The sequence below is a fragment of the Mycolicibacterium austroafricanum genome (genome assembly GCF_000612725.1).
In the GTDB taxonomy this organism is placed as follows: domain Bacteria; phylum Actinomycetota; class Actinomycetes; order Mycobacteriales; family Mycobacteriaceae; genus Mycobacterium; species Mycobacterium austroafricanum.
The window spans coordinates 264730-287941 of record NZ_HG964451.1 but is presented as its reverse complement, the minus strand read 5'-3'; the positions used below and the strand labels follow the sequence as shown (position 1 = coordinate 287941).

The 23212-nt window shown below is 68.4% G+C and carries 21 protein-coding genes; 12 read left to right on the top strand and 9 right to left on the bottom strand.

What is annotated here, in order from left to right:
* Positions 1 to 9 precede the first annotated feature (9 nt).
* Entirely contained in the window at positions 10 to 1539 is a 1530-nt protein-coding gene (locus BN976_RS08015; protein ID WP_036369800.1) for an FAD-dependent oxidoreductase, read from the top strand.
* A complete protein-coding gene (locus tag BN976_RS08010) occupies positions 1536 to 2543 on the top strand; it encodes a DUF5914 domain-containing protein (RefSeq protein WP_036369797.1) in 1008 nt (335 codons plus the stop codon). Before BN976_RS08015 ends, BN976_RS08010 begins: the two co-directional genes overlap by 4 nt.
* Here the strand turns inward: BN976_RS08010 and idi are convergent.
* On the bottom strand, positions 2540 to 3085 hold the full coding sequence (idi, locus tag BN976_RS08005; RefSeq protein ID WP_036369796.1) for an isopentenyl-diphosphate Delta-isomerase: 546 nt from the start codon (positions 3083 to 3085) through the stop codon (positions 2540 to 2542). The genes BN976_RS08010 and idi overlap by 4 nt on opposite strands.
* 179 nt (positions 3086 to 3264) lie before the next feature.
* Here idi and tnpA point away from each other — a divergent pair, with 179 nt between their 5' ends.
* The 4 genes from tnpA to BN976_RS34675 are packed head-to-tail and all read left to right on the top strand — an operon-like array spanning position 3265 to position 5974.
* Positions 3265 to 3663, top strand: a complete 399-nt coding sequence (gene tnpA, locus BN976_RS08000; protein WP_083767236.1) for an IS200/IS605 family transposase — start codon at positions 3265 to 3267, stop codon at positions 3661 to 3663.
* Positions 3664 to 3667: 4 nt separating this feature from the next.
* Positions 3668 to 4921, top strand: coding sequence for an RNA-guided endonuclease InsQ/TnpB family protein (locus BN976_RS07995; protein WP_011778839.1), 1254 nt, complete (start codon positions 3668 to 3670; stop codon positions 4919 to 4921).
* Complete coding sequence (locus BN976_RS34680) at positions 4918 to 5565, top strand: glycosyltransferase family protein (protein WP_308212956.1); 648 nt, start codon at positions 4918 to 4920, stop codon at positions 5563 to 5565. Before BN976_RS07995 ends, BN976_RS34680 begins: the two co-directional genes overlap by 4 nt.
* Positions 5489 to 5974: a glycosyltransferase gene (locus BN976_RS34675; protein WP_235738247.1), complete on the top strand. Its 486-nt coding sequence runs from the start codon at positions 5489 to 5491 to the stop codon at positions 5972 to 5974. Before BN976_RS34680 ends, BN976_RS34675 begins: the two co-directional genes overlap by 77 nt.
* 45 nt (positions 5975 to 6019) lie before the next feature.
* On the opposite strand, the gene BN976_RS07985 is transcribed toward BN976_RS34675, so the two are convergent.
* The 4 genes from BN976_RS07985 to sdhC form a co-directional block, all read right to left on the bottom strand.
* Positions 6020 to 6790, bottom strand: a complete 771-nt coding sequence (locus tag BN976_RS07985) for a succinate dehydrogenase iron-sulfur subunit (protein ID WP_011778840.1) — start codon at positions 6788 to 6790, stop codon at positions 6020 to 6022.
* A gap of 64 nt (positions 6791 to 6854) precedes the next feature.
* Complete coding sequence (gene sdhA, locus BN976_RS07980) at positions 6855 to 8609, bottom strand: succinate dehydrogenase flavoprotein subunit (RefSeq protein WP_036369795.1); 1755 nt, start codon at positions 8607 to 8609, stop codon at positions 6855 to 6857.
* Between the two features lie 24 nt (positions 8610 to 8633).
* On the bottom strand, positions 8634 to 9107 hold the full coding sequence (locus BN976_RS07975; protein ID WP_036370427.1) for a succinate dehydrogenase hydrophobic membrane anchor subunit: 474 nt from the start codon (positions 9105 to 9107) through the stop codon (positions 8634 to 8636).
* Between the two features lie 14 nt (positions 9108 to 9121).
* The gene (gene sdhC / locus BN976_RS07970) at positions 9122 to 9550 is read right to left on the bottom strand and encodes a succinate dehydrogenase, cytochrome b556 subunit (protein ID WP_011778843.1); all 429 of its coding nucleotides are present in this window, start codon (positions 9548 to 9550) and stop codon (positions 9122 to 9124) included.
* Between the two features lie 219 nt (positions 9551 to 9769).
* On the opposite strand from sdhC, the gene BN976_RS07965 reads away from it, so the two are divergent.
* Genes BN976_RS07965 through BN976_RS07955 form a run of 3 tightly spaced genes read left to right on the top strand, consistent with a single transcriptional unit; the run spans position 9770 to position 12588 of the window.
* Positions 9770 to 10192, top strand: coding sequence for a cytidine deaminase (locus BN976_RS07965; RefSeq protein WP_036369793.1), 423 nt, complete (start codon positions 9770 to 9772; stop codon positions 10190 to 10192).
* Positions 10189 to 11490 carry a thymidine phosphorylase gene (locus BN976_RS07960; RefSeq protein WP_036369792.1) on the top strand — a complete coding sequence of 434 codons (1302 nt, stop codon included), beginning with the start codon at positions 10189 to 10191 and terminating at the stop codon, positions 11488 to 11490. The genes BN976_RS07965 and BN976_RS07960 overlap by 4 nt, the downstream gene beginning before the upstream one ends.
* 9 nt (positions 11491 to 11499) lie before the next feature.
* Positions 11500 to 12588 carry an adenosine deaminase gene (locus tag BN976_RS07955; RefSeq protein ID WP_011778846.1) on the top strand — a complete coding sequence of 363 codons (1089 nt, stop codon included), beginning with the start codon at positions 11500 to 11502 and terminating at the stop codon, positions 12586 to 12588.
* A 48-nt stretch (positions 12589 to 12636) separates the two neighbouring features.
* Here BN976_RS07955 and satS read toward each other — a convergent pair whose 3' ends face one another.
* On the bottom strand, positions 12637 to 13884 hold the full coding sequence (satS, locus tag BN976_RS07950) for a protein export chaperone SatS (RefSeq protein WP_036369790.1): 1248 nt from the start codon (positions 13882 to 13884) through the stop codon (positions 12637 to 12639).
* 135 nt (positions 13885 to 14019) lie between these two features.
* On the opposite strand from satS, the gene BN976_RS07945 reads away from it, so the two are divergent.
* Positions 14020 to 15843 (top strand): AMP-dependent synthetase/ligase, encoded by a 1824-nt coding sequence (locus BN976_RS07945; protein WP_036369788.1) that lies wholly within the window; start codon positions 14020 to 14022, stop codon positions 15841 to 15843.
* A gap of 9 nt (positions 15844 to 15852) precedes the next feature.
* Here BN976_RS07945 and BN976_RS07940 read toward each other — a convergent pair whose 3' ends face one another.
* Complete coding sequence (locus BN976_RS07940) at positions 15853 to 16695, bottom strand: MlaE family ABC transporter permease (protein WP_011778849.1); 843 nt, start codon at positions 16693 to 16695, stop codon at positions 15853 to 15855.
* Between the two features lie 151 nt (positions 16696 to 16846).
* Here BN976_RS07940 and BN976_RS07935 point away from each other — a divergent pair, with 151 nt between their 5' ends.
* Positions 16847 to 17230: a hypothetical protein gene (locus BN976_RS07935; RefSeq protein WP_011778850.1), complete on the top strand. Its 384-nt coding sequence runs from the start codon at positions 16847 to 16849 to the stop codon at positions 17228 to 17230.
* 12 nt (positions 17231 to 17242) lie between these two features.
* On the opposite strand, the gene BN976_RS32025 is transcribed toward BN976_RS07935, so the two are convergent.
* Positions 17243 to 19945 (bottom strand): PE-PPE domain-containing protein, encoded by a 2703-nt coding sequence (locus BN976_RS32025; RefSeq protein ID WP_051558363.1) that lies wholly within the window; start codon positions 19943 to 19945, stop codon positions 17243 to 17245.
* 202 nt (positions 19946 to 20147) lie between these two features.
* On the opposite strand from BN976_RS32025, the gene secA reads away from it, so the two are divergent.
* Entirely contained in the window at positions 20148 to 22700 is a 2553-nt protein-coding gene (secA, locus tag BN976_RS07925) for a preprotein translocase subunit SecA (protein ID WP_036369786.1), read from the top strand.
* Here secA and BN976_RS07920 read toward each other — a convergent pair.
* A partial coding sequence (locus tag BN976_RS07920) for a C40 family peptidase (protein WP_199558915.1) occupies positions 22645 to 23212 on the bottom strand: 568 nt, incomplete at its 5' end. The two genes, secA and BN976_RS07920, sit on opposite strands and share 56 nt — an antisense overlap.

Here is a 23212-nt window from a genome sequence, read left to right as displayed (position 1 = left end):
GGAGAACGCTTGAGCCTCAACGGCTTCGATCGCCACCGCCAGACCTGGCCGGCGCCGCCGGGGCGTCGCTCGGCGGACGGGAAGCGGCCCCGTGTGGTGGTTGTCGGTGGCGGCATCGCGGGGCTGGCCGCGGCCACCGGGCTGGCCGAACGCGGGGTCGCCGTCGAGGTGATCGAGAAGCACGACTACCTCGGTGGCCGGGTCGGCGGCTGGTCGGACACCCTGGCCGACGGCACCCCGGTGGCGATGAACCGCGGCTTCCACGCGTTCTTCCGCCAGTACTACAACCTGCGGGCCCTGCTGCGGCGCAGCGACCCCGGGCTGTCGGCGCTCACCCCGGTCGAGGACTACCCGCTGATCGACGGTGCCGGGCGCCGCGACACCTTCCGCGGTTTGCCGCAGACGCCGCCGCTGAACGCGCTGGCATTCGCGTTGCGCAGCCCCACCTTCCGGCTGCGGGACCTCGTCCGGCTCGACGCCAAGGCCGCCGCACCGCTGGCCGCGGTGTCGGTGCCCGAGACCTACGACCTGCTCGACGGCCGCGACGCCGAAACGTTCCTGCGCGACATCAACTTTCCCGAGGCGGCCCGGCACCTGGCCTTCGAGGTGTTCGCGCGCAGCTTCTTCGCGAGACCGGAGACGCTGTCGGCCGGTGAGCTGGTCACCATGTTCCACATCTACTTCCTGGGCTCCAGCGAAGGGTTGATCTTCGACGTTGCGAACGCCAACTTCGATGTGGCCCTGTGGAATCCGCTGCGACGTTATCTGGAAGGACGCGGTGTGGTGTTCCACACCGGCGCCGAGGTCGATTCGGTCACGGTCGCCGACGAGGTGACGGTCACCGGTTCGCGCGCTCAGGTGTGGTCGGCCGACGCCGCGGTGCTGGCCACCGACCCCGGTTCGCTGCGGCGTGTGGTCGCGGCATCGCCGGGTCTGGGAGATCCGTCGTGGCGCGAGCGGGTCGCGGCGATCGGCACCGCGCCGCCGTTCGTCGTGCTGCGGCTGTGGCTGGACCGGCCGGTGCGACACGATCGCGCCGCGTTCGTCGGCACCGGGGGGCGGGATCCGCTGGACAACATCAGCGTCCTGGAGCGCTACGAGCGCGAGGCCGCCCAATGGTGCTCCCGCACAGGCGGTTCGGTGGTGGAACTGCACGCCTACTCGGTCCGTGACGAGGACGTCGACGTGCGCGACAGGCTGATCGCGCGGATGCACGAGCTGTATCCCGAGACCGCGACGGCATCGATCGTGGCCGAACGGCTGCTGCGCCGCGACGACTGTCCCCGGTTCGCCCCGGGCGATTTCGCCGACCGGCCCACCGTGTCCACCCCGGATCCGCGGCTGAAGCTCGCCGGCGACGGCATCCGCATCGACCTGCCGGTGGCTCTGATGGAACGCGCAGCCACCACCGGCTGGACCGCGGCCAACGAGCTGCTCACCGGCTTCGGGCTGGCCGGCCACACGTTGCACACCGTCCCCAACCGCGGCCGGTCGGCGGTGTTGCGTCGGCTGGCCACCTCGGCCGGGGGTGTCCGGTGAGCGTGCTGTCGGGGTTACGCGCCAGGGCCGCCAAGGCATGGCCGTTCGAGTTCCTTCCCGCCGCCTCGTGGTCGGCGCAGCCGCCCACCTATCAGGACGCCAACCCGGCGGTGATCGATACGGCGTTGCAGCGCACGCTGGGACGCCCCGGCGGCAACTGGTTCGTCATCGCGGCCAGCGCGGACATCACCACGAAGGCGTTCGGGACCTCGGTGGCAGGCAGGGAACTGGTGGCCTGGCGGGGCAGCGACGGCGCCCTGCTGGTGGCGCCCCGCGCGTGCCCGCACCTGGGCGCCGACCTGGCGACCGCGCCGGTGGACTGCGGCACGCTGGTGTGCCCGTGGCACGGGCTGCGGCTCGGCGAGCGCCGGCACGGCGCCTGGAAGCCCTACCCGGCCCACGACGACGGCGTGCTGTGCTGGGTGCGGCTCGACGATCTCGACACGGGCGGCTCGGCGCCCACCGAGCAGCCCGTCATCCCGCTGCGGCCCGGCGAACCGGCGCTGGCCGCGGTCACCCGGATGGAGGGGGTCTGCGAGCCGCGCGACATCGTCGCCAACCGGCTCGATCCGTGGCACGGCGCGTGGTTTCACCCGTACTCGTTCTCCCGGCTGCGGGTGCTCAGCGCGCCGCCGGCCGAGGACGGCCTCGCGCAGGATCTCGACCGGTTCGTCGTCGAGGTGACGTTCCACATCGGCAGGCTGGGCGTGCCCGTCATCGCCGAGTTCACCACGCCCGGCCCGCGGACGGTGGTCATGCACATCGTCGAGGGCGAGGGCCGCGGAAGCGTCGTCGAAACGCACGCCACCCCGATGGGACCCGGTGTCGACGGCAGGCCGCGCACCGCGGTGATCGAGGCGGTGATCGCCCATTCCGACCGGCCGCACTTCGGCGCAGGCCTGGTGGCGGCCCCGCTGATCCGGCCCCTGATGCGTCATGCCGCGGGCAGGCTGTGGCGTGACGACCTCGCCTACGCCGAACGGCTCTTCGAGCAGAGGTCCTAGCCCCGGTGTCCGATCCCAGCCGCATCCAGCAACGGAACCTGCTCGGCGGCCCACGGGCTGATCGCCCAGCCGAACTCGGCGGCCGCCCGCATGTGCTGCCACGGCACCCACACGTGGTCGGCGACCTCGTCCGGGTCCGGGTGCACCTGGCCGACGGCCCGGCCGCAGAACACCGGGCACACCTCGTTCTCCACCACGCCGTCGGCGGCGACCGCGCGGTAGCGGAAATCGGGCAGCACACAGCGCAGGTCGGTGATCCCGACGCCGAGCTCCTCGCGAACCCGGCGGGTCACGGCGTCCTGCAGCGCTTCGCCAGGGGCGGGATGCCCGCAGCAGGTGTTGGTCCAGATCCCGGGGAAAGTGCGTTTGTGCACCGCGCGGCGGGTCAGCAGGACGCGGCCCGCGTCGTCGAACAGGTAGCAGGAGAACGCCAGGTGCAGCGGGGTGGAGGTGTGATGGACCTGCGCCTTGGGGGCCGAACCGATGGTGCGGCCGTCGTCGTCGAGCAGGACCACCAGTTCGGCGGTGTCGGTTTGGGGCATACCTGTGATTCGGTGCCGGCGCCGGCTCGGATCGGTCGGGGCGCGCGATGGCGGATCCCGGGCTTTTGCCTTGGGGGTGTGCGTGTCGAGTTGGGTCGGATGGTGACCAGACCACTGCGCGGGGATGTTGTGGTGTGCCGCGGCATTAGATAGCGAGTGGGTGTCTGATGTTGTCGGGTGTGGGTGTTACGTTGCGGACGAACGCGAATATCGCGTTTCAGTGCGCGTATCACGTGGTGTGGTGCCCGAAGTACCGCCGGAAAGTGATCGGTGGCCGCATGGAGACACGCCTGAAGGAGATCATCTGCGAGGTGGTCGACGAGAAGGGGTCATGGTTGATCGAGTTGGAGACCATGCCGGATCACGTGCATCTGCTGGTGGAGGTGGATCCGCAGTTCGGGGTGCACAGGCTTGTGAAAGCTATCAAGGGCCGCTCGTCGCGGGTGCTGTGCGAGGAGTTCCCGTGGCTGAAATCGCGTCTGCCGTCGTTGTGGACGAACTCGTATTTCGTGGCCACGGTCGGTGGTGCGCCGTTGTCGGTGATCAAACGCTACGTCGAGACGCAGAAGGACCGTTGAACCGGTGTTGACGGGGCGTCGGTTTCGAGTCGAGTTCACTGGTGAGCAGGCCGAGTATGCCGAGCGGATCGGTGCGGCGTGCCGGGCGGTGTGGAACACCGGTTTGGAGCAGCGCCGCGAGTATCGCCGTCGTGGGGCGTGGATGAATTATCAGCCCCAGGCCCGCGAGCTGGCCGAGGCCAAGACCGAGCACGCGTGGTTGAAAGATGTTCCGGGGCATTGTTTGCAGCAGACGTTGATGGACTTGGATCGGGCGTGCCGTGAGCACGGGACGTGGAGGGTGCGGTGGCGTTCGGGTCGGCGATGGTCGCCGTCGTTTCGGTTTCCCGAGGGCTCCAAGATGGTCGTGGACAAGCTCAACGGGCGGCACGCGCGGATCAAGCTGCCCAAGCTGGGTTGGGTGAAGTTTCGGGCGTCACGCGATCTGGCCGGTGAGGTCATTCGCTCGGTGACCCTGACCCGGGATGGGCGACACTGGTATTTGTCGGTGTTGGTCGACGACGGCCGCCGGACCCCCGAGACCCATCAGGTGGCAGGCGAGGCGGTCGGGGTGGACCGCGGTGTCGCGGTGGCGGTTGCGACCAGCCGCGGCGAGCTGATCGACCGGCCGTTCAGCACGGAGGGGGAGCGCCGCCGCGTAACAGTGTTGCAGCGGCGGCTATCCCGGTGCGCCCAGCGAAGCCGCAATCGGGACAAGGCCCGCGCCCAGTTGGCCGCCATTGGGACGCGTGAGCGGCGCCGCCGCGCAGATTTCTGCGCCCAGACCGCTCACCAACTCGCGACCGCCAATGCCGTGGTGGTGATCGAAGACCTCAAGACAAAACACATGACCAAATCGGCGAAAGGAACACTGGAACAGCCCGGCCGCAATGTGGCGGCGAAGTCCGGGCTCAACCGCGCCATCCTCGGTAAGGGGTGGCATCAGTTCGCGTTAGCACTGTCCTCGGCGGCCCGCTACACCGGGACCGTCGTCGTGAGCGTGCCGGCGGCCTACACATCGCAACGCTGCTCTGCGTGTGGGCATGTGGACCCGAAATCCCGCGAGAGCCAAGCGGTATTCCGGTGCACTGCATGTCCGCGTCCCGCCGAGCATGCGGATGTCAACGCCGCCAAAAACATACTGGCCGCAGGGCTTGCGGTCATCGCCTGTGAAGACCAACCCCGGCCCGCGGGCCGGACGCGGTCACCGAAGCAGGAACCAGCAGGAACCCGCGAGGAATTACTGCTCCCACCCACTACCGCTGCACCCGCAGCATGAACGGGTTGGAATCCCCCGGCTTCAGCCGCGGGGAGGACGTCAACGGTCACCTGTTCCCGTTCTGCGCGCTGCTGACCGAGATGGCCGGCCGCGGCCACGAGATCCATGTCCGCACCATGGCGTCCGGGGTCGACGTGTGCCTGGGTGAGGGGTTCAAGGCCGCCCCGGTCGACCCGCGCATCGAGATGCTGCAGAGCCAGGAGACCACCCGCGGCGTGCTGCGGTCGGCGCGGCAGACGGTGCGGGTCCTCACCGAACGGGCGGTACACGAGGTCGACGACTTCACCGACGCCGTGGCCGAGGTCGATCCCGACGTGATCGTCGTCGACGCGAACTGCTGGGGCGCGATGTCGGCCGCCGAGGCGCAGCCGCGTCCCTGGCTGGGGCTGGCCGAGGTGCATTCGGCCGACGAGCTGTTGCGTCGCGCCCCGCGCATGCTGGTGGCCACCGGCAAGCCGTTCGAGTACCCGCGCACCGACTGGGGCGATCGGGTACCTGATCGGGCCCGCGATCTTCGATCCGCCGGCGCGGCAGCCGGCCTGGCTCGACGACATCGACGATCCCGTCGTGCTGGTCACGACGTCGTCGGTGGGTCAGGCCGACCGGGCCCTGGTGGCCGCCGCGATGGACGCGTTCGCCGGTGACCCGGTGCATGTGGTGGCGAGCCTGCCCGCCGAGGGGGACGGGGTGGTGCGTCGTCGCGGCAACGTCACGTTGGCCCGGTTCGTGCCGCACTCGCTGGTGCTCGACCGTGCGGTGTGCGTGGTCACCCACGGTGGCATGGGGGTCACGCAGAAGGCGCTCGACCGTGGAATACCGGTCTGCGCAGTGCCTTTCGGCCGCGACCAGTTCGAGGTGGCGCGGCGCATCGAGGTGGCGCGATGCGGGGTGCGGCTGCCGGCGCGCCGGCTCAGCGCGCCGCGGCTGCGGGCCGCGGTGCAGTCGGCGATGACGATGTCCGATGGCGCGGCCGCGGTGGCGGAGGGGTTCGCCGCGACCGGAGGGGTTCGCCGCGGCGCGGAGGTGGTCGAGGCCGTGGCGATCTCGGCGTGAACGGTCGCGCTAAGCGCGACCCCGCACGCCGAAATCACGAAAGAACTAGCGCGCGAACATCAGTGCGCGCTTGACCTCTTGGATCGCCTTGGTCACCTGGATGCCACGCGGGCAGGCCTCGGTGCAGTTGAACGTGGTGCGGCAGCGCCACACCCCGTCGACGTCGTTGAGAATGTCGAGCCGCTCGGCGGCACCCTCGTCACGCGAATCGAAGATGAAGCGGTGTGCGTTGACGATCGCCGCGGGGCCGAAGTACGAACCCTCGTTCCAGTACACCGGGCAGCTGGTGGTGCAGCACGCACACAGGATGCACTTGGTGGTGTCGTCGTAGCGGGCCCGGTCGGTCTGGCTCTGAATCCGTTCGCGCGTCGGCTGATTGCCCGACGTGATCAGGTACGGCTTGATCGCGCGGAATGCGTCGAAGAACGGCTCCATGTCGACGACGAGGTCCTTCTCCACCGGCAGGCCGCGGATCGGCTCGATCGTGATGGTGAGCTGCTTCTTCGGGTTCTTGGGCAGCATGTCGCGCATCAGCACCTTGCACGCCAGCCGGTTCACCCCGTTGATGCGCATCGCATCCGACCCGCACACGCCGTGCGCGCAGGACCGGCGGAACGTCAAAGTTCCGTCCAGGTACCACTTCACGTAGTGCAGCAGGTTGAGCAGACGGTCCGACGGCAGGCACGGCACCCGAAAGCTCTGCCAGCCTGCGTCATCCGGCGACTCGGGGTTGAACCGGGCGATCTTCAGTGTCACCATCACCGCGCCCTCGGGCACGGGGGGAAGCTCGGCCTTTTCCAGTGTCGGTGCGCTCATGGCCTTCTCTCTTCGCGCAAGCGGCTCATCTGTTGTCTCTCTTCGCGCAAGCGGCTCATCGGCGTCAGTACTTCCGTTCCATCGGCTCGTACCGCGTCTGAACGACGGGCTTGTAGTCCAACCGGATGTCGCTGAGCAGGTCGGTGCCCTCCTTGTACGCCATGGTGTGACGCATGTAGTTGGTGTCGTCGCGGTTGGGGTAGTCCTCACGGGCGTGCCCGCCGCGGGATTCCTTGCGGTTCAACGCGCCCACCACGGTGACCTCGGCGAGCTCCAGCAGGAAGCCCAGCTCGATGGCCTCCAGAAGGTCGCTGTTGTAGCGCTTGCCCTTGTCCTGCACCGTGATTCGCGAGTACCGCTCCTTGAGCGCATGGATGTCGGTGAGCGCCTGCTTGAGCGTCTCCTCGGTGCGGAACACCGCGGCGTTGTTGTCCATCGACTGCTGGAGCGCCCCGCGGATGTCGGCGACGCGCTCGTTGCCGTGCTCGGAGAGGATGTCGCCGACCCAGCCGACCACCATCTCGGCTGGGTTCTCCGGCAGGTCCACGAAGTCATGTCCCAGTGCGTAATTCGCGGCGGCGATGCCCGCGCGGCGGCCGAACACGTTGATGTCCAGCAGCGAGTTGGTGCCCAGCCGGTTGGCGCCGTGCACCGACACGCACGCGCACTCACCCGCGGCGTACAGGCCGGGGATGATGGTCGTGTTGTCCGCGAGCACCTGGCCGTTGACCGTGGTCGGGATTCCGCCCATCACGTAGTGGCACGTCGGGTAGACGGGCACGAGTTCCTTGACCGGGTCCACGCCCAGGTAGGTGCGGGCGAACTCGGTGATGTCGGGCAGCTTGGCTTCCAGCACGTCCTCGCCGAGGTGGCGCACGTCGATGTAGACGTAGTCCTTGTTGGGGCCGGCGCCGCGACCTTCGAGCACCTCGAGAACCATTGAGCGGGCGACGATGTCGCGCGGCGCCAGGTCGACGATGGTCGGTGCGTAGCGCTCCATGAAGCGTTCGCCCTCGCCGTTGAGCAGCCGGCCGCCCTCGCCGCGCACGGCCTCGGAGATCAGGATGCCCAGGCCGGCCAGGCCCGTCGGGTGGAACTGGTGGAACTCCATGTCCTCCAAGGGAAGTCCCTTGCGGAAGATGATGCCCAGCCCGTCGCCGGTCAGCGTGTGCGCATTCGACGTGGTCTTGTACATCCGGCCCGACCCGCCGGTGGCGAACACGATCGCCTTGGCGTGGAAGACGTGGATGTCGCCCGTCGCCAGTTCATACGCGACGACGCCGGTGGCCACCGGACCCGACGCCGTCTCGGTCAGCGTGATGTCGAGGGCGTAGAACTCGTTGAAGAACTCGACGTCGTGCTTGACGCAGTTTTGGTACAGCGTCTGCAGGATCATGTGACCGGTTCGGTCGGCGGCGTAGCAGGCCCGGCGCACCGGGGCCTTGCCGTGGTCGCGGGTGTGCCCGCCGAAGCGGCGCTGGTCGATGCGGCCCTCGGGGGTGCGGTTGAACGGCATCCCCATCTTCTCCAGATCGAGCACCGCGTCGATGGCCTCCTTGGCCATGATCTCGACGGCGTCCTGGTCGGCCAGGTAGTCACCGCCCTTGACGGTGTCGAAGGTGTGCCACTCCCAGTTGTCTTCCTCGACGTTGGCCAACGCGGCGCACATGCCGCCCTGCGCGGCGCCGGTGTGCGAGCGCGTCGGGTAGAGCTTGGTCAGCACCGCGGTCCGTGCCCGCGGACCTGCCTCCACGGCCGCGCGCATTCCGGCGCCACCTGCGCCGACGATCACGACGTCGTAGCGGTGTTCAATGATCATTTCTGGATCACTCGGCCTCTCCAGTCAGGAAATCGTCGCGTCGAACGTCAGCAGCACGTAGGTCCCCAGGACCAGCGTGAACGCCATCGACAGTGCCAGCAAGGTGTTGAGCCAGAACTTCGTCGAGTCCTTGCGGCTGTAGTCGGCGATGATCGTGCGCATCCCGTTACCGCCGTGCAGCTGGGCCAGCCACAACAGCAGCAGGTCCCAGGTCTGCCAGAACGGCGAGGACCAGCGCTCGGCGACGTAGTTGAAGTCGATGCGGTACACGCCGTTCTCCCACATCAACATGATGAACAGGTGCCCGAGCGCGAGAAAGACGAGGACGATGCCCGAGAAGCGCATGAACAGCCAGGCGTACTTCTCGAAGTTCGGCATCCCGCCGGCCCGCCGGGGCGATCGCGGGTTGTCCAGCCCTGCGGGCCGGTCGTAGCTGCGCTGCATGACGGGAGCGGGCCCGCCGCGGTCGCTGATGTGGTCGTAGGGGTTCTCGGCCATCTTCTTTCCTGAACTCACAAGAACCTCTCCGCCATGTGCATGCCGATGACGCCCAGCGCGGCGATGAACACCGCGATGAACACGCCGGCGATCACCCAGAGCATCTTGCGTTGGTGCCGTGGACCCTCGGACCAGAAATCGATGAGGATGATCCGGATGCCGTTGAGCGCGTGATAGAGCACCGCGGCGACGAGGCCGATCTCCATGAGCCCGACGATCGGGGTCTTGTAGGTCTCGATGACCTCGTTGTAGGCCTGCGGGCTGACGCGCACCAGTGCGGTGTCGAGCACGTGCACGAACAGGAAGAAGAAGATGGTCGCACCGGAGATGCGATGGAGCACCCAGGACCACATGCCTGGGTCACCACGGTAAATAGTGCGGCGGCGCGACGGCTCTGATCGCGGTGCCGGTATGTCGGTATCGGCTGGTGTCGCCGTACTCATGTGACCCTCCAACGCCATCGGTGGACGCTCGAAGCTCGGTCCTGCTAACCCGGAGCCCCAAACCTCGGGGCGACTCTAATCCCCTACGTAGTGTGGAACGAACTAGCGTGAGGCGGTATGCCCTGGTTCCAGGCTAGAAGTTAGGGTCACCTATCTGGGACTTCGGGTCACGGGACGGGGTGTTCGGAATGGATTCAGATCTACCGCGGGTGGCTCGGCATGACCACTGAAATCGATTGGAAAATGTTGCGTCGCAAGGCAATCGACGCATCCGTGCATGCTTACGCGCCGTACTCGCGGTTTCGGGTCGGGGCGGCCGCCCTTGTCGACGATCACCGGATGGTGGCCGGATGCAATGTGGAAAATGTCTCATATGGCCTAGGTCTCTGTGCCGAGTGTGCAGTGGTTTGCGCCCTACATTCCGGCGGCGGCGGACGGCTGCTGGCGCTGTCCTGTGTGGGCCCCGACGGCGAGGTTCTGATGCCGTGCGGGCGCTGTCGGCAGCTGCTGCTGGAGCACGGGGGGCCGGAGATGTTGATCGACCACCCGCTCGGACCGCGCCCGCTCGGTGAGCTGTTGCCCGACGCGTTCGGTCCCGCCGATCTGGCCCGAAACCGGCTGCCGACGGAGGAAACACCGTGACCCAGTTCACATTCGACATGCCGTCGATCATCCGGACCAAACGTGACGGCGGAGTCCTCTCCGACGACGCGATCGACTGGGTGATCGACGCCTACACCCACGGCCGCGTCGCCGAGGCGCAGATGTCGGCGCTGCTGATGGCGATCTTTCTGCGCGGCATGACCAACGGCGAGATCGCCCGGTGGACCGCCGCGATGGTCGACTCGGGGGAGCGCCTGGACTTCTCGGATCTTCGTCGTGACGGAAAGCCGCTGGCCCTGGTTGACAAGCATTCCACCGGAGGGGTCGGCGACAAGATCACCATCCCGCTGGTGCCCGTCGTGATGGCCTGCGGCGGAGCGGTTCCGCAGGCGGCCGGACGCGGACTCGGCCACACCGGCGGCACCCTGGACAAATTGGAGTCGATCCCCGGATTCACCGCCGAGATCTCCAAAACCCAGATCCGCCAACAACTCTGCGAGCTCGGCGCCGCGATCTTCGCGGCCGGCGAGCTGGCGCCCGCGGACCGCAAGATCTACGCGCTGCGCGACGTGACCGCCACCACGGAATCGCTGCCGCTGATCGCGAGCTCGGTGATGAGCAAGAAGATCGCCGAGGGCACCCGCGCGCTGGTGCTCGACACCAAGGTCGGCTCCGGCGCCTTCCTCAAGACCGAAGCGGAATCCCGGGAATTGGCCCGCACCATGGTCGAGCTGGGCACCGCGCACGGCGTGCGCACCCGGGCCCTGCTGACCGACATGAACACCCCGCTGGGACGCACGGTCGGCAACGCCGTCGAGGTCGCCGAATCGCTCGAGGTGCTCGCCGGCGGCGGCCCCGACGACGTCGTCGAGCTCACGCTGGCGCTGGCGCGGGAGATGTGCGACGCCGCGGGCCTGGACGGCGTCGACCCGGCCGAGACGTTGCGCGACGGGACGGCGATGGACCGGTTCCGGGCTCTGGTCGCCGCGCAGGGCGGGGACCCGGACGCGGCCTTGCCGCTGGGTGCGCATTCCGAGACCGTGAGCGCCCCGCGCGGTGGCACGATGGGGGACATCGACGCGATGGCGGTGGGACTGGCGGTGTGGCGGCTCGGAGCGGGCCGCTCGGCGCCGGGTGAGCAGGTGCAGTTCGGCGCCGGGATGCGCATCCACCGCAGGCCGGGTGAGCCCGTCGCGGCCGGCGAGCCGCTGTTCACCCTCTACACCGACACCCCGGAACGGCTTGCCGGCGCGGTGTCCGAACTCGACGGGGCATGGAGCGTCGGCGACGAGCCGCCGGGCAGGCGTCCACTGATCATCGATCGGATCACCGGGTAGGAGGTTCTCGTGACGACACCGCTGACGTTCGACAACATCCGGCGCGCACCCAAGGCGCTGCTGCACGACCATCTCGACGGCGGCCTGCGGCCGTCGACGGTGCTCGAGCTGGCCGAACAGTACGGATACGAGGACCTGCCCGCCCACGACGCCGACGGACTCGCGACGTTCTTCCGGACGGCAGCGCACAGCGGATCGCTGGTGCGGTACCTGGAGCCGTTCGCCCACACCGTCGGCGTCATGCAGAACCCGGACGCGCTGCACCGGGTGGCCCGCGAGTGCGTCGAGGACCTCGCCGCCGACAACGTCGTCTACGCCGAGGTCCGGTTCGCCCCGGAGCTGCACATCGACGGCGGTCTGTCGCTGGACGCGGTGGTCGACGCGGTGCTGGCCGGTTTCGCCGACGGCGAGAAGGCGGCCGCCGCCGACGGCCGCGCGATCACGGTGCGCTGCCTGGTGACCGCGATGCGCCACGCGGCCCGGTCACGTGAGATCGCCGAGCTCGCGATCCGGTTCCGGGACAAGGGAGTCGTCGGCTTCGACATCGCGGGCGCGGAGGCCGGCTATCCGCCGAGCCGGCACCTCGACGCGTTCGAGTACATGCGAAGCAACAACGCGCGCTTCACCATTCACGCCGGCGAGGCGTTCGGCCTGCCGTCGATCCACGAGGCGATCGCGTTCTGCGGCGCCGACCGGTTGGGTCACGGTGTGCGCATCGTCGACGACATCGAGATCGACGCCGACGGCAACGCCAAGCTCGGCAGGCTGGCATCGCTGTTGCGGGACAAGCGGATTCCGTTCGAGATGTGCCCGAGCTCCAACGTGCAGACCGGTGCGGTCGCCAGCATCGCCGAGCACCCGTTCGATCGGCTGGCCCGGCTGCGGTTCCGGGTCACGGTCAACACCGACAACCGGTTGATGAGCGACACCTCGATGAGCATGGAGATGCTGCGGCTGGTCGAGGCGTTCGGCTACGGCTGGAGCGACCTGGAGCGGTTCACGATCAACGCGATGAAGTCGGCGTTCATCGCGTTCGACGAACGGCTGGCGATCATCGACGAGGTGATCAAACCCCGCTACGCCGTGCTCGTCGGTTAGCGATTTCGGTGTAGTTGGTCAACGCCGGCGTGACCAACTACACCGAAATCACTCCTGGCGCAGGCGGGACTCCACGAACGATTCCACTGACTCCCACTGGGCGACCGCATCGGCGTATGGTGCACCGGGACGCTTGACGGCCTTCGGGTCCAGCACGTGGGCGATCACCCGGCCCAGCGCGGTGTCCGGGGCGAGCTTGGCCTCCACGCCGGTGTCCTCGGAGTAGTCGCCGATGTCGCGCAGCAGTTCGACGGCGAGTTCGAGCTGGTCGTGGTCGAGCGCGTCGGGTCCCTCGGCCAGGTCGTCGACGATGCCGGTCAGCACGTAGACGTTGTCGTCGGTGACGTCGATGCGCAGCGAGCCGTCCGTGGCCGCCGTGCGGATGTCGTCGTAGGTGGCCAGGCCGGACAGGTCGTGGTCGTGCTCGTCGGCCAGGTAGCGCGCCAACGCCCGCTCGGAGGTGAACACGCTGATGCGGCCGTTGCGGCCGAGGAAGATGGGCTGGTCGTCGAGGTAGCAGCGCAGCGTGAAGTACGTGCCGCCGCTGGTCATGATCCGCACCGGGTCGATGCCGACCCGCGCCCAGAAGTCCTTGTCGCTGCCCAGCACCTTGGTTTCGGCTTCGACCGCGAGCTCGTCGGCCTCCTCCTCGGTGTCCACCACGTCATCGATCACCAGGTCCTCGTCGGGCTCTGGGGCGGGTTCGTCGAGTTCGGCCTGGGCCTTCTCGGCCGCCACGCTGTCGACGTCGGGGATCGTGATGACCTCGTCGAGCGCCGCGATCACGTTGTCCCAGCCCTTGGCGACGATTTTCTCGATCTCGGCCCACCGCTTGCGGCCCGCGCGGCCGGCGAACGCCTCGACGCCGCCGCCGACGGCCCCGAGAACCGGGTGGCCGTTGAAGAACTTGGTGACCGCGGGCAACTCGCATACCGAGCCCATCGACGACACCACCGCCAGCGCGCCGTGCAGCGCACGCACGCTGTCCTCTGTGGGCTTGCGTGCCAGCAGCTCCTCCAGCACCACCAGGTCGTGGGTGTTCGCCTCGGAAGGGGCGAGCCGGTGGGCGTTGGCCTCGGTCAGCTTCTGCCACGCCGGGTGGTCGGCGAGGTCGTTGTCGTTGTTGGTGCGGACAAAGGCCGCCAGGTCAGCGACGGATTCGAGCACGTAGAGGTCCTCGTCCTTGCCGAGGAAGGCCTCCCACTCGTCGCCGTCGGCGCGCCACCGCGGCGCCCACAACGTGTACACGTCGCCCTTGGTCAGCGTGAGCCCGATGGGCACGATGTCAGCAGCCATGCGGCACAGCCTAATGACCGATCCCGAGCGCCCTACCACCCACTCGACCAGTGTCCGGGCCCTGACCCGAACCGGTGAGAAACCAAGGTCGCGATTCCCGACGAATTGAAGCCCGGCGCGCCTACCCTTGATCGGGTGGTGAGCCCGACTGCAACCGACAGCACTGTTCACGACCAGGCGCCATCCGTCGCCCGGTTGTTCCGCGACCGCGTCGCCGCCACCCCGGCGGCCGAAGCGTTCCGATTCCCCGACGACGGGAGTTGGCGCAGCGTCACCTGGCAGCAGGTCGGTGACCGCGTCCGTCTCATCGCCGCCGGGTTGATCGCGCTGGGCGTCGCCCCCGAGGACCGTGTCGCGCTGGCGTCGTCGACCCGCTACGAATGGGTGCTGGCCGACTTCTCGGTGCTGTGCGCCGGGGCCGCCACCACCACCCTGTATCCGACGACCAACGCCCGCGACGTCGCGTTCATCGTCGCCAACTCCGGCAGCCGCATCGTCATCGCCGAAGACCAGACCCAGGTCGACAAGCTGCTCGAGCACCGCAGTGAGCTGCCCGACCTGGAGAAGATCGTGATCATCGACGGGGACGGTGACGGTGAGTTCGTGATCACGCTTGACCAGCTCGAGGAACTCGGGGCGCAACTGCTCGCTACCTCGCCCGACATCGTCGAGCAGCGCATCGAGGGCATTCGCCCCGACCACCTGGCCAGCATCATCTACACCTCCGGGACCACCGGCCGGCCCAAGGGAGTGCGGCTGCCGCACCGCGCGTGGACCTACACCGCGGCGGCCATCGACTCCCTGGGCATCCTGCGCGCCGACGACCTGAACTTCCTGTGGCTGCCGCTGGCGCACGCGTTCGGCAAGGTGATGCTCGCGCTGCCATTGCTGGTCGGCTTTCCGACGGCGATCGACGGCCGGGTCGACAGGATCGTCGACAACCTCGCGGCCGTACGTCCGACGTTCATGGCCGCCGCCCCACGGATCTTCGAGAAGGCACATGCCCGAATCCAGGCCGTGGTCGCCGACGAGGGGGGCCTCAAGAAGCGCCTCTTCGACTGGGCGGTGAACGTCGGGATCGAGGTTTCCCGGGCCAGGGAGGGCGGGGCGACACCGTCACGGCTGCTGGCGCTTCAGCACGCGATCGCCGACAGGCTGGTGTTGTCCACCATCCGGGAACGCTTCGGCGGTCGGCTGCGCTTCTTCGTCTCCGCCGCCGCGCCCCTGAACCGTGACATCGCCAGGTGGTTCGACGCGATCGGCATCATCGTGCTCGAGGGCTACGGACTGACCGAGACGGCGGCCGCGTCGTTCATCAACCGCCCCGGCGCCTACCGGTTCGGGACTGTCGGGATCCCGTTCCCGGGCACCGAGGTCAAGATCGCCGCCGACGGGGAGATCCTGCTGCGCAGCCCGGGCGTGATGACCGCCTATCACGACCTGCCGGAGGCGACCGCCAGGGCGCTGGACGCCGACGGCTGGTTCTACACCGGGGATATCGGCGAGATCGACGACGACGGGTTCCTGCGCATCACCGACCGGAAGAAGGACCTGTTCAAGACGTCGCAGGGCAAGTACGTGGCCCCGTCGGCGGTCGCGGCGGCGTTCAAGGCCGTCTGCCCGTACGTCAGCGAGATCATCGTGTACGGCGAGGAACGGCCCTACTGCGTGGCGCTGGTGAGCCTGGACGGCGAGGCGATCACCGACTGGGCCGCCAAGAACGGTCTGGAGAACCTGTCGTACGCCGAGCTCGCTCGGCACGACGCGACGCGGGAGCTGATCGCCGGGTACGTCGATGAGCTCAACGAGCAGCTCAACCGTTGGGAGCAGGTCAAGCGGTTCGCCCTCCTGGACCGTGAATTGTCCATTGCCGCAGGCGATCTCACGCCCAGCCTGAAGGCCAAGCGCAACGTGATCGTGAAGAACTTCGCCGACACCATCGCCGAGCTCTACGCCTGAGCCGGGCCGCTATCCGGAAAGGGTGAAACCGCCGGAGGAGCCGTATACGGCGAGAGAGATGAGCAGGGTGATCACGACGACGACGATCAACGACGTGCGGACCGCGTCGCCGGTCGCGACGCCCACCCCGACCGGTCCGCCCTTGGCGTTGTAGCCGTAGTAGGTGTGCACCAGCATCACCGCGATCGACATCGCGATGGCCTGCAGGAACGACCACAGCAGATCCGTCGGGATCAGGAACGTGTTGAAGTAGTGGTCGTAGAGTCCGCGCGACTGCCCGCTGAGGTAGACCGTGGTGAATCGCGCCGAGAAGAACGAGGTCAGGATCGCCAGCGAGTACAGCGGCACGATCACGATGACACCGGCGATCATCCTGGTGGCCACCAGATACGCCATCGACCGCACCGCCATCACCTCGAGCGCGTCGATCTCCTCGGCGATCCGCATCGCACCCAGCTGCGCTGTGCTGCCTGCACCGATGGTGGCGGCCAGGGCGATGCCGGCGATCACCGGGGCCACGATGCGGACGTTGAGGAACGCCGAGAGAAACCCTGTCAGAGCTTCGATGCCGATGTCGCCGAGGGACGCGTAGCCCTGAACGGCGATGACCCCGCCCGAGGCCAGGGTCAGGAACACGGTCACCCCGAGGGTTCCGCCGATGACCAGGAGACCACCGGCGCCGAAGGCCATCTCGGCGATCAGCCGGGCCGTCTCCCTCCGATAGAGCCTGACCGCCAGGGGGAGCGAGGCCAGAGACTGGCCGTAGAACAACGCCTGCTCGCCGAAGATGTCGACCAGTCTGGGCGTGTGCCGGAAGGCCCGCCGCAGACGCAGCACCGCGGGCGGCGTCATCGGACGCCGGCCCGGCGCGACTGCAGGTCCATTCTCATGTCCATTCGAGAGTCTGCCCGCCTCGGGTGTCCGACAAGGGTGTTTCGGCCCCGCCCGGTCCGTGTTGGCGCAACCTGCATCACGGCCGGATCGACTTCGGCAGAATCCGGGTATGGCGAATGACCGGGCCACGACGGTGGCCGGCATCATCGGCGCGGCGGTGCTGGCGGCGGGCCTGCTCCTTCCGGCGATGCGGGTGGGGGTTGACCGGCCCTGGCTCGCCGCGGCGATGATGATCGTGCCGGTCGCGGCGCTGCTGACCGCGACCGGTTACCGGCACTACGGACTCGGACGCGCGTTCACCGTCGCACTGGTGGTGACGGTGGTGGCCGGCGGGGTCAGCTGGCTGGTCGCGATCTTCACGTTGGTGAAGGCGTTGAGCGGCGCGGGCGTCGGACTGGCCTGGGCGATCCTGCTCTTCGCCACGCCGGTGTTCTCCGTGGTCGCCCTGGGGGTGCTGGCGCTGCGTGTCCTGGCGTCGCGGCCAACGCCCTGACGCAGGCACGGATCAGGCTGGGTTTTCGATCTCCAACCACCGCAGCACCATCTGCCACCACCAGCTCTGGACCGGCCGGACCGGAACCGGGATGTCGGCGGACGGGCGGTTGTAGGCGGACTCGACCTCTGCGCGCACCACGCTTTCGAAGTCCGACGGCACGCCCCACCAGTACCGAAACATCGGCAGATCGTCCTCGTGGGTCAGCACATAGGTGGTGTTGCCGTTGCGCCACACGGTGTTCTGCGGGTCGTACAGGTCGACGTCGTCGTAGTTCGGGTGCAGGTAGTTCTGGCCTGCCCGGGCGTTGCGGGCGGCGGTGGCATTGCTCGAATCGTCGGGCCAGTCCGCCCAACCGTCCCAGCGGCGGGCGACGTCGATGATCTGCCACGGCGTGGTCGTCGGTGTCGGCAGGCCGATCCAGGCGTCGATCTCGAGCATGCCGACGACCTTCCCGTTGTCCGAGCGCAGCGGGTTACCGGTCAGCACGAACGTGAGGCGGTCGGCCATCGCTCTCCTGACCGGGTCACGCGCGTAGACGCGCAACCACCGCGAGCAGACCTGGGCGCCGAACGAATGACCCATGACGATGATGTCGCCGGGCGTGGACATCAGCTGGGCGTCGAGCATCGCGACGGCGTCGCTGATCGCGTCGCTGTCCTCGCTGTCCGGGTAGGTCAGTTTCACCATCGTGTAGGGATCTTCGGCGAACATGCCGCCGAAATGGTCGTCCATCCGGTCGGGGCTCAGCGATCCGAGATAGTTGCGACCGCGCAGCGTGATCACCGTGGCGGCCGCGGGCAGCTGGATGTCGGTGGAGCTGTAGGCGGTGGCGGCGAGCAGTCCGGCGGGTGCGGCGGGTGTGGCATCGTCTGAACCGATTGGGACAGTGACGGTTTCGGTGTCGCTGCCGTGATGGAGGTCCGATGCGGTGACGGTGAGGGTGTCGGCGCGGACGCCGATTCTGACGGCCTCGGCGGTAGGGGTGTAGTCGTAGCCGTCGGGGGTTGCGGTCACGGTTCCGTAGGCCGGGTCGTGGACGACGAAGTAGGTGGTCGCGTCGCTGTCGGGATCGGCGACGGCGACGGAAACGTGGACCGTGCCGTCGCTGTCGGGGACCGAGACGACCAGCGTCACGGTCGGCGACTGGTTGGACGGATCGATCGACACGGCGACCGGCACGCTGATCGTCCCGCCGAGGTTGTCGGTGACGGTGATGGTGAAGGTGTCGGCGAGGTCGTCGGGCGTGGCGTCCTCGGCGGAGGCCTGGTGGCGGGCGACGGATGTCGGCGTGTAGACGAACGCCCCGGTGCGGGCGTCGAGCGTCACCTCACCTTCGGCCGGGCCGCCGGTGAGGGTGTAGGTCAGGCCCTCGGGCCCCGTGACGTGCAGCGCGCCGGGCACCGCGCCGGTGCCGTGTTCGACCGTGTCCAGCTGGTAGGCGGGTGTGCCCAGGATCGGGGCGGTCACCGCGGCGACGTCCAACGTGACGGTGGCGGTGGCCGAGTGACCGGAGTGGCCGACGAGTCCGAGGCTGACGAGGTGGAGTAGGCCCGTCAGGCCGTGGATGTGGGCGGGGCCGTCGGCGTCGCTGGCGGTGACGGTGAAGGTGTCGGTGCCGCCTGCGTACAAGGTCGTCGGCACGGTGTAGGTGAAGGTGCCGTCGGGGCGCAGCAGGACGGTGCCGCCGTTGGCGGGCGCCGACGCCGTCAGGGTCAGGGTCGGGGTGTCGGAGTCGGTCGCCGTGACGCGTCCGGTGATGGTGTTCTGCAGCTGCGAGGTCGTGGTGTCGTCGTAACGCACGACGGGGGTGGCGTTGAAGAACGTGCGCCGGGTCCACGCGAAAACGGTCCACAACACCGGGGTTTCGGCGTCTTGGACGGCCGGGCTCTCCGGTGCCGCCAACGGGGCGAGCACGGTGTCGAGTGCTTGTCTGACGGCACCCGTCGGGACCGGTTGGGGCGTCGGCTCGGCGGGCGCGGTGGTGTCGGTCTCCGCACTCACCGCCGGCGAACCGGTCGTGACTTCGGTGTCGGTGGGGGGCTGGTCTTCCGGCGGCGCCGGGATCAGCATGGCCGGCTCGGTGGTGGCCCCGCCGGTGTATTCCGTTGTGGCGGTTGGCTGTTCCACGGCATCGCCGGACGCACGCGCGGTCTCGTCCTCGTCCGCGGTCCCGCCTTCTGCCTCGGCCTCTGCCTCTGCCTCCGCTTCTGCCTCGGCGTCCGCGTCCGCTTCTGCTTCTGCGTCGGCCTCAGCCTCAGCCTCAGCGTCGTCCTCAGTGGCGGTCTCGCCGGTGTCGCTCTCGAGGGCGTCCTCACTCTCCGAGGCTTCCTCCGTCTCGGAGGCTTCCTGGTCGGTGGCGACGGCCTCGGAAGCTTCGGAAGCGTCCGAATCCGTCGACGACGAGGTGGTGGAGTCCGCCTCGGGTTCGGCGCGCGCGATGCCCGGGGTGCCGGCGATCACGGCGCCCAAGCCCAAAGCCGCGGCCAGCACACCGACACGGCCGATGTACCGGGCGTAATGCAGGGCGGAGTGCTTATCCGGGAGACCCTCTGCGCTGGGTGCGCCGCCGGGCACCCACCCTCCGCTCCGCACCAGTGGGAGCTTCGGCAGCTCGACGCCCGGTATCGAGTACACCAACATCCCAGGCTCGGCGTACTCCAGTCGCCAGGTCGGCTGCTGCGACGGTGCTTCGGCCGGTGGGTCGGTGCTCATTCAGATCTCCCTGCCCAGCCAGATGGAACAAAGACCCGGCTGTCTCTGCAGTCAATCTCGGCGTGTGCCCATGCAGTAGGGGCTTACGTCCCGACAAAGCGGGCCTTTTGTGACGTCCTCTCGCAATGCCGTCCGTGCCGGGCACGTTGGTGTCACGCTGAGGGGATGAGCGCGCGGAACGGCCGGGCCAGAGGCATCGGCCGTGCTGGCTGATGTTCTCCGCCTCGGAGAAGCCCGTACTGTCAAGCAGCTGAGCGCAATTGCCGACTATGTCGACAGCCTGGCGCGCGGAGTCGAGAATCTCACCGATGCCGAACTGAGTTCCAGGACAGACGTTTTCAGGAAGCGGATCGCCGACGGGGGCGTCCTCGACGAATTACTGCCCGAGGGTTTCGCGGTGGCGCGCGAAGCCGCCTGGCGGGTGCTCGGCCTGCGCCCGTACCACGTGCAGGTGATGGGCGGGGCCGCCCTGCATTTCGGCAACATCGCCGAGATGATGACCGGCGAAGGCAAGACCCTGGCCTGTGTGATGCCGGCGTACCTGAACGCGATCGGCGGCAAGGGCGTGCACATCGTCACCGTCAACGACTACCTGGCCGGACGTGACGCCGAACAGATGGGCCGGGTGCATCGATTCCTGGGGCTGACCGTCGGGGTGATCCTGTCGGAGATGAAACCCGACGAGCGACGCGCCGCCTACGCCGCGGACATCACCTACGGCACCAACAACGAGTTCGGCTTCGACTATCTGCGCGACAACATGGCGGGTCGGCTCGAAGACCGGGTGCAGCGTGGGCACTGTTACGCCATCGTCGACGAGGTCGACTCGATTCTCATCGACGAGGCGCGCACGCCGATGATCATTTCCGGACCTGCCGACGACGCGACCCGCTGGTACGAAGAATTCGCGCGGCTGGCCGCGCTGATGACGCGGGACGTGCACTACGAGGTCGACACGCGCAGGCGCACGATCGGTGTCAGCGAGGCAGGCATCGCCCTGGTCGAGGATCAGCTGGGCGTCGACAACCTCTATCAGGTGGTCCACGCGCCGCTGGTCGGGCATCTCAACAATGCGGTGCGGGCGAAGGAACTGTTCCACCGCGACAGGGAGTACATCGTCAACGATGACGGCGAGGTCCTGATCGTCGACGAGTTCACCGGCCGGGTTTTGGTCGGCCGCCGCTACAACGAGGGCCTGCATCAGGCCATCGAGGCGAAGGAAGGTGTGGAGGTCAAACCGGAGAACCAGACGCTGGCCACGATCACGCTGCAGAACTACTTCCGGCTCTACGTCAGGCTCGCCGGTATGACCGGCACGGCGCGGTCCGAGGCGTCGGAGTTCCGCGACATCTACCGGCTCGGTGTCATCACCATCCCGCCCAACAGGCCTGTGGTGCGCCGCGACGAGGTGGACGTCGTCTACAAGACCGAATCGGCCAAGTTCGACGCGGTGGTCGAGGATGTCGTCGGGCGGCACGCCGCGGGGCAGCCCGTGCTGATCGGCACCACCAGTGTGGAGAAGTCGGAGTACCTGTCCGGCCGGCTCACCGAACGGCGCGTCCCGCATACGGTGCTCAACGCAAAGCATCTCGAGCAGGAGGCGGCGATCGTCGCCGAGGGCGGGCGGCGCGGCGCCGTCACCGTCGCAACCGACATGGCCGGTCGCGGCACCGACATCATGCTGGGCGGCAACGTCGACTTCCTCACCGACAAGCGGCTTCGTTCCCGGGGGCTTCATCCGACGAGAAGCCCCGAGGAGTACGACGCCGCCTGGGGCGGGGTGCGGCGCGAGGTCGCGGCCGAAAGTAGGACGGAGGCAAGGGAAGTCGTAGCCCTGGGCGGGCTCTATGTTCTGGGTACCGAGCGCCACGAGTCGCGCCGCATCGACAACCAGTTGCGCGGACGGTCCGGGCGCCAGGGTGACCCCGGCGAGACCAGGTTCTACGTTTCGCTTTGTGACGAGCTGATGCGGCGGTCCGCCACATTTGATCTGGAGAAGCTGATGTCGCGGCTGAAGATGCCCGAGAGGGAACCGATCGAGGCGAAGGTGGTGAGCCGGGCGATCCGCAACGCCCAGAGCCAGGTCGAGCAGGCGAACTTCGACATGCGCAGAAGCGTCGTCAAGTACGGCCAGGTGTTGGATCAACAGCGCCGCATCGTCTATCAGGCCCGCTCACGTCTTCTCGAGGGCGAGGACATGCAGCACCAGATCTTCCACATGATCGGCGACGTCGTCACCGCCTACGTCAACGAGTGCACTGCCGGGCGCCGCACCGCGGACTGGGATCTGGAGACCTTGCGAGCCGCTTTGAGCACGCTGTATCCGGTTGTCTGGCAACCGGATCCGCGGCCGCACATGAGGGGGCTGACCCGCAGCGTGTTGCGTCATGAGGTGATCGCGGATGCCCGGCGCGCGCTGGTCCGGCGCAAGGCCGCGATCGAAGCGCGGTCGGGCCTGCGTGTGATGCGTGAACTCGAGCGGGCAATTCTGCTGGACTGTCTCGATTCCAAGTGGCGCGCGCATCTCTACGAAATGGACTATCTCGCCGCGGGCATCGGGATGCGTGCGCTGGCCGGAGCTGACCCCGTCGTGGAGTACCACCGCGAGGGCCACCGCATGTTCGTCCGCATGCTCGAAGCGGTCAAGGAGCAGTCCATCCGGTCGCTGTTCGACGCCACCACCCGGATGCTGGCGCCCATCATGCCGTCGGCCGCCAGAAGCCCTGGAACCCCTGACCCGCGTTGGCCGTTCTGATCGGCGACAGCTTCACCGGGTCACCGGCCTCGATCATCGTGCCGTCGCCGACGATCATCGCGACGTGGCCGTCCCACACCGCGAGGTCGCCGGGAAGCAGCGAGCCGGCGCCCACTGCCGCGCCGAGGTCCTGCTCCTGGGCCAGCCGCGGAAGACTCAGTCCCGCTTCGCGGTACGCCCACTGGGTCAGCCCGCTGCAGTCCAGACCGACCCCTGGTGTCGTCCCGCCCCACTGGTAGGGCACCCCGAGCTGGGTCAGCGCGTGCCGAACGGCGCTGGCGGCCACCGCATTCGGCGCCATCACCACCGTGCCGTCGGGAAGGCGCACCGCGACCCCGTCGCCGAACGTCGCCGCGTCCGGCGTCCCCGTCGCCTCCGCGGGCGTGAACCCCGCCAGCTCGCCGAACCCTCCGTTGACGGCCCCGGGACCGGCCCAGCCCGCCGGGGCGCCGCCCGGACCGGGGCCCGCGCCGCCGGCTCCCGACCATCCCGCGGGGGCCGTGACGGCGGGG

Excerpts from the sequence above, each read along its gene's own strand:
- idi (WP_036369796.1), bottom strand. The coding sequence starts at position 3,085 with ATGCCCCAAACCGACACCGCCGAACTGGTGGTCCTGCTCGACGACGAC.
- BN976_RS34680 (WP_308212956.1), top strand. The coding sequence starts at position 4,918 with ATGAACGGGTTGGAATCCCCCGGCTTCAGCCGCGGGGAGGACGTCAAC.
- BN976_RS07985 (WP_011778840.1), bottom strand. The coding sequence starts at position 6,790 with ATGAGCGCACCGACACTGGAAAAGGCCGAGCTTCCCCCCGTGCCCGAG.
- sdhA (WP_036369795.1), bottom strand. The coding sequence starts at position 8,609 with ATGATCATTGAACACCGCTACGACGTCGTGATCGTCGGCGCAGGTGGC.
- BN976_RS07975 (WP_036370427.1), bottom strand. The coding sequence starts at position 9,107 with ATGGCCGAGAACCCCTACGACCACATCAGCGACCGCGGCGGGCCCGCT.
- sdhC (WP_011778843.1), bottom strand. The coding sequence starts at position 9,550 with ATGAGTACGGCGACACCAGCCGATACCGACATACCGGCACCGCGATCA.
- BN976_RS07965 (WP_036369793.1), top strand. The coding sequence starts at position 9,770 with ATGACCACTGAAATCGATTGGAAAATGTTGCGTCGCAAGGCAATCGAC.
- satS (WP_036369790.1), bottom strand. The coding sequence starts at position 13,884 with ATGGCTGCTGACATCGTGCCCATCGGGCTCACGCTGACCAAGGGCGAC.
- BN976_RS07940 (WP_011778849.1), bottom strand. The coding sequence starts at position 16,695 with ATGACGCCGCCCGCGGTGCTGCGTCTGCGGCGGGCCTTCCGGCACACG.
- BN976_RS07935 (WP_011778850.1), top strand. The coding sequence starts at position 16,847 with ATGGCGAATGACCGGGCCACGACGGTGGCCGGCATCATCGGCGCGGCG.
- BN976_RS32025 (WP_051558363.1), bottom strand. The coding sequence starts at position 19,945 with ATGAGCACCGACCCACCGGCCGAAGCACCGTCGCAGCAGCCGACCTGG.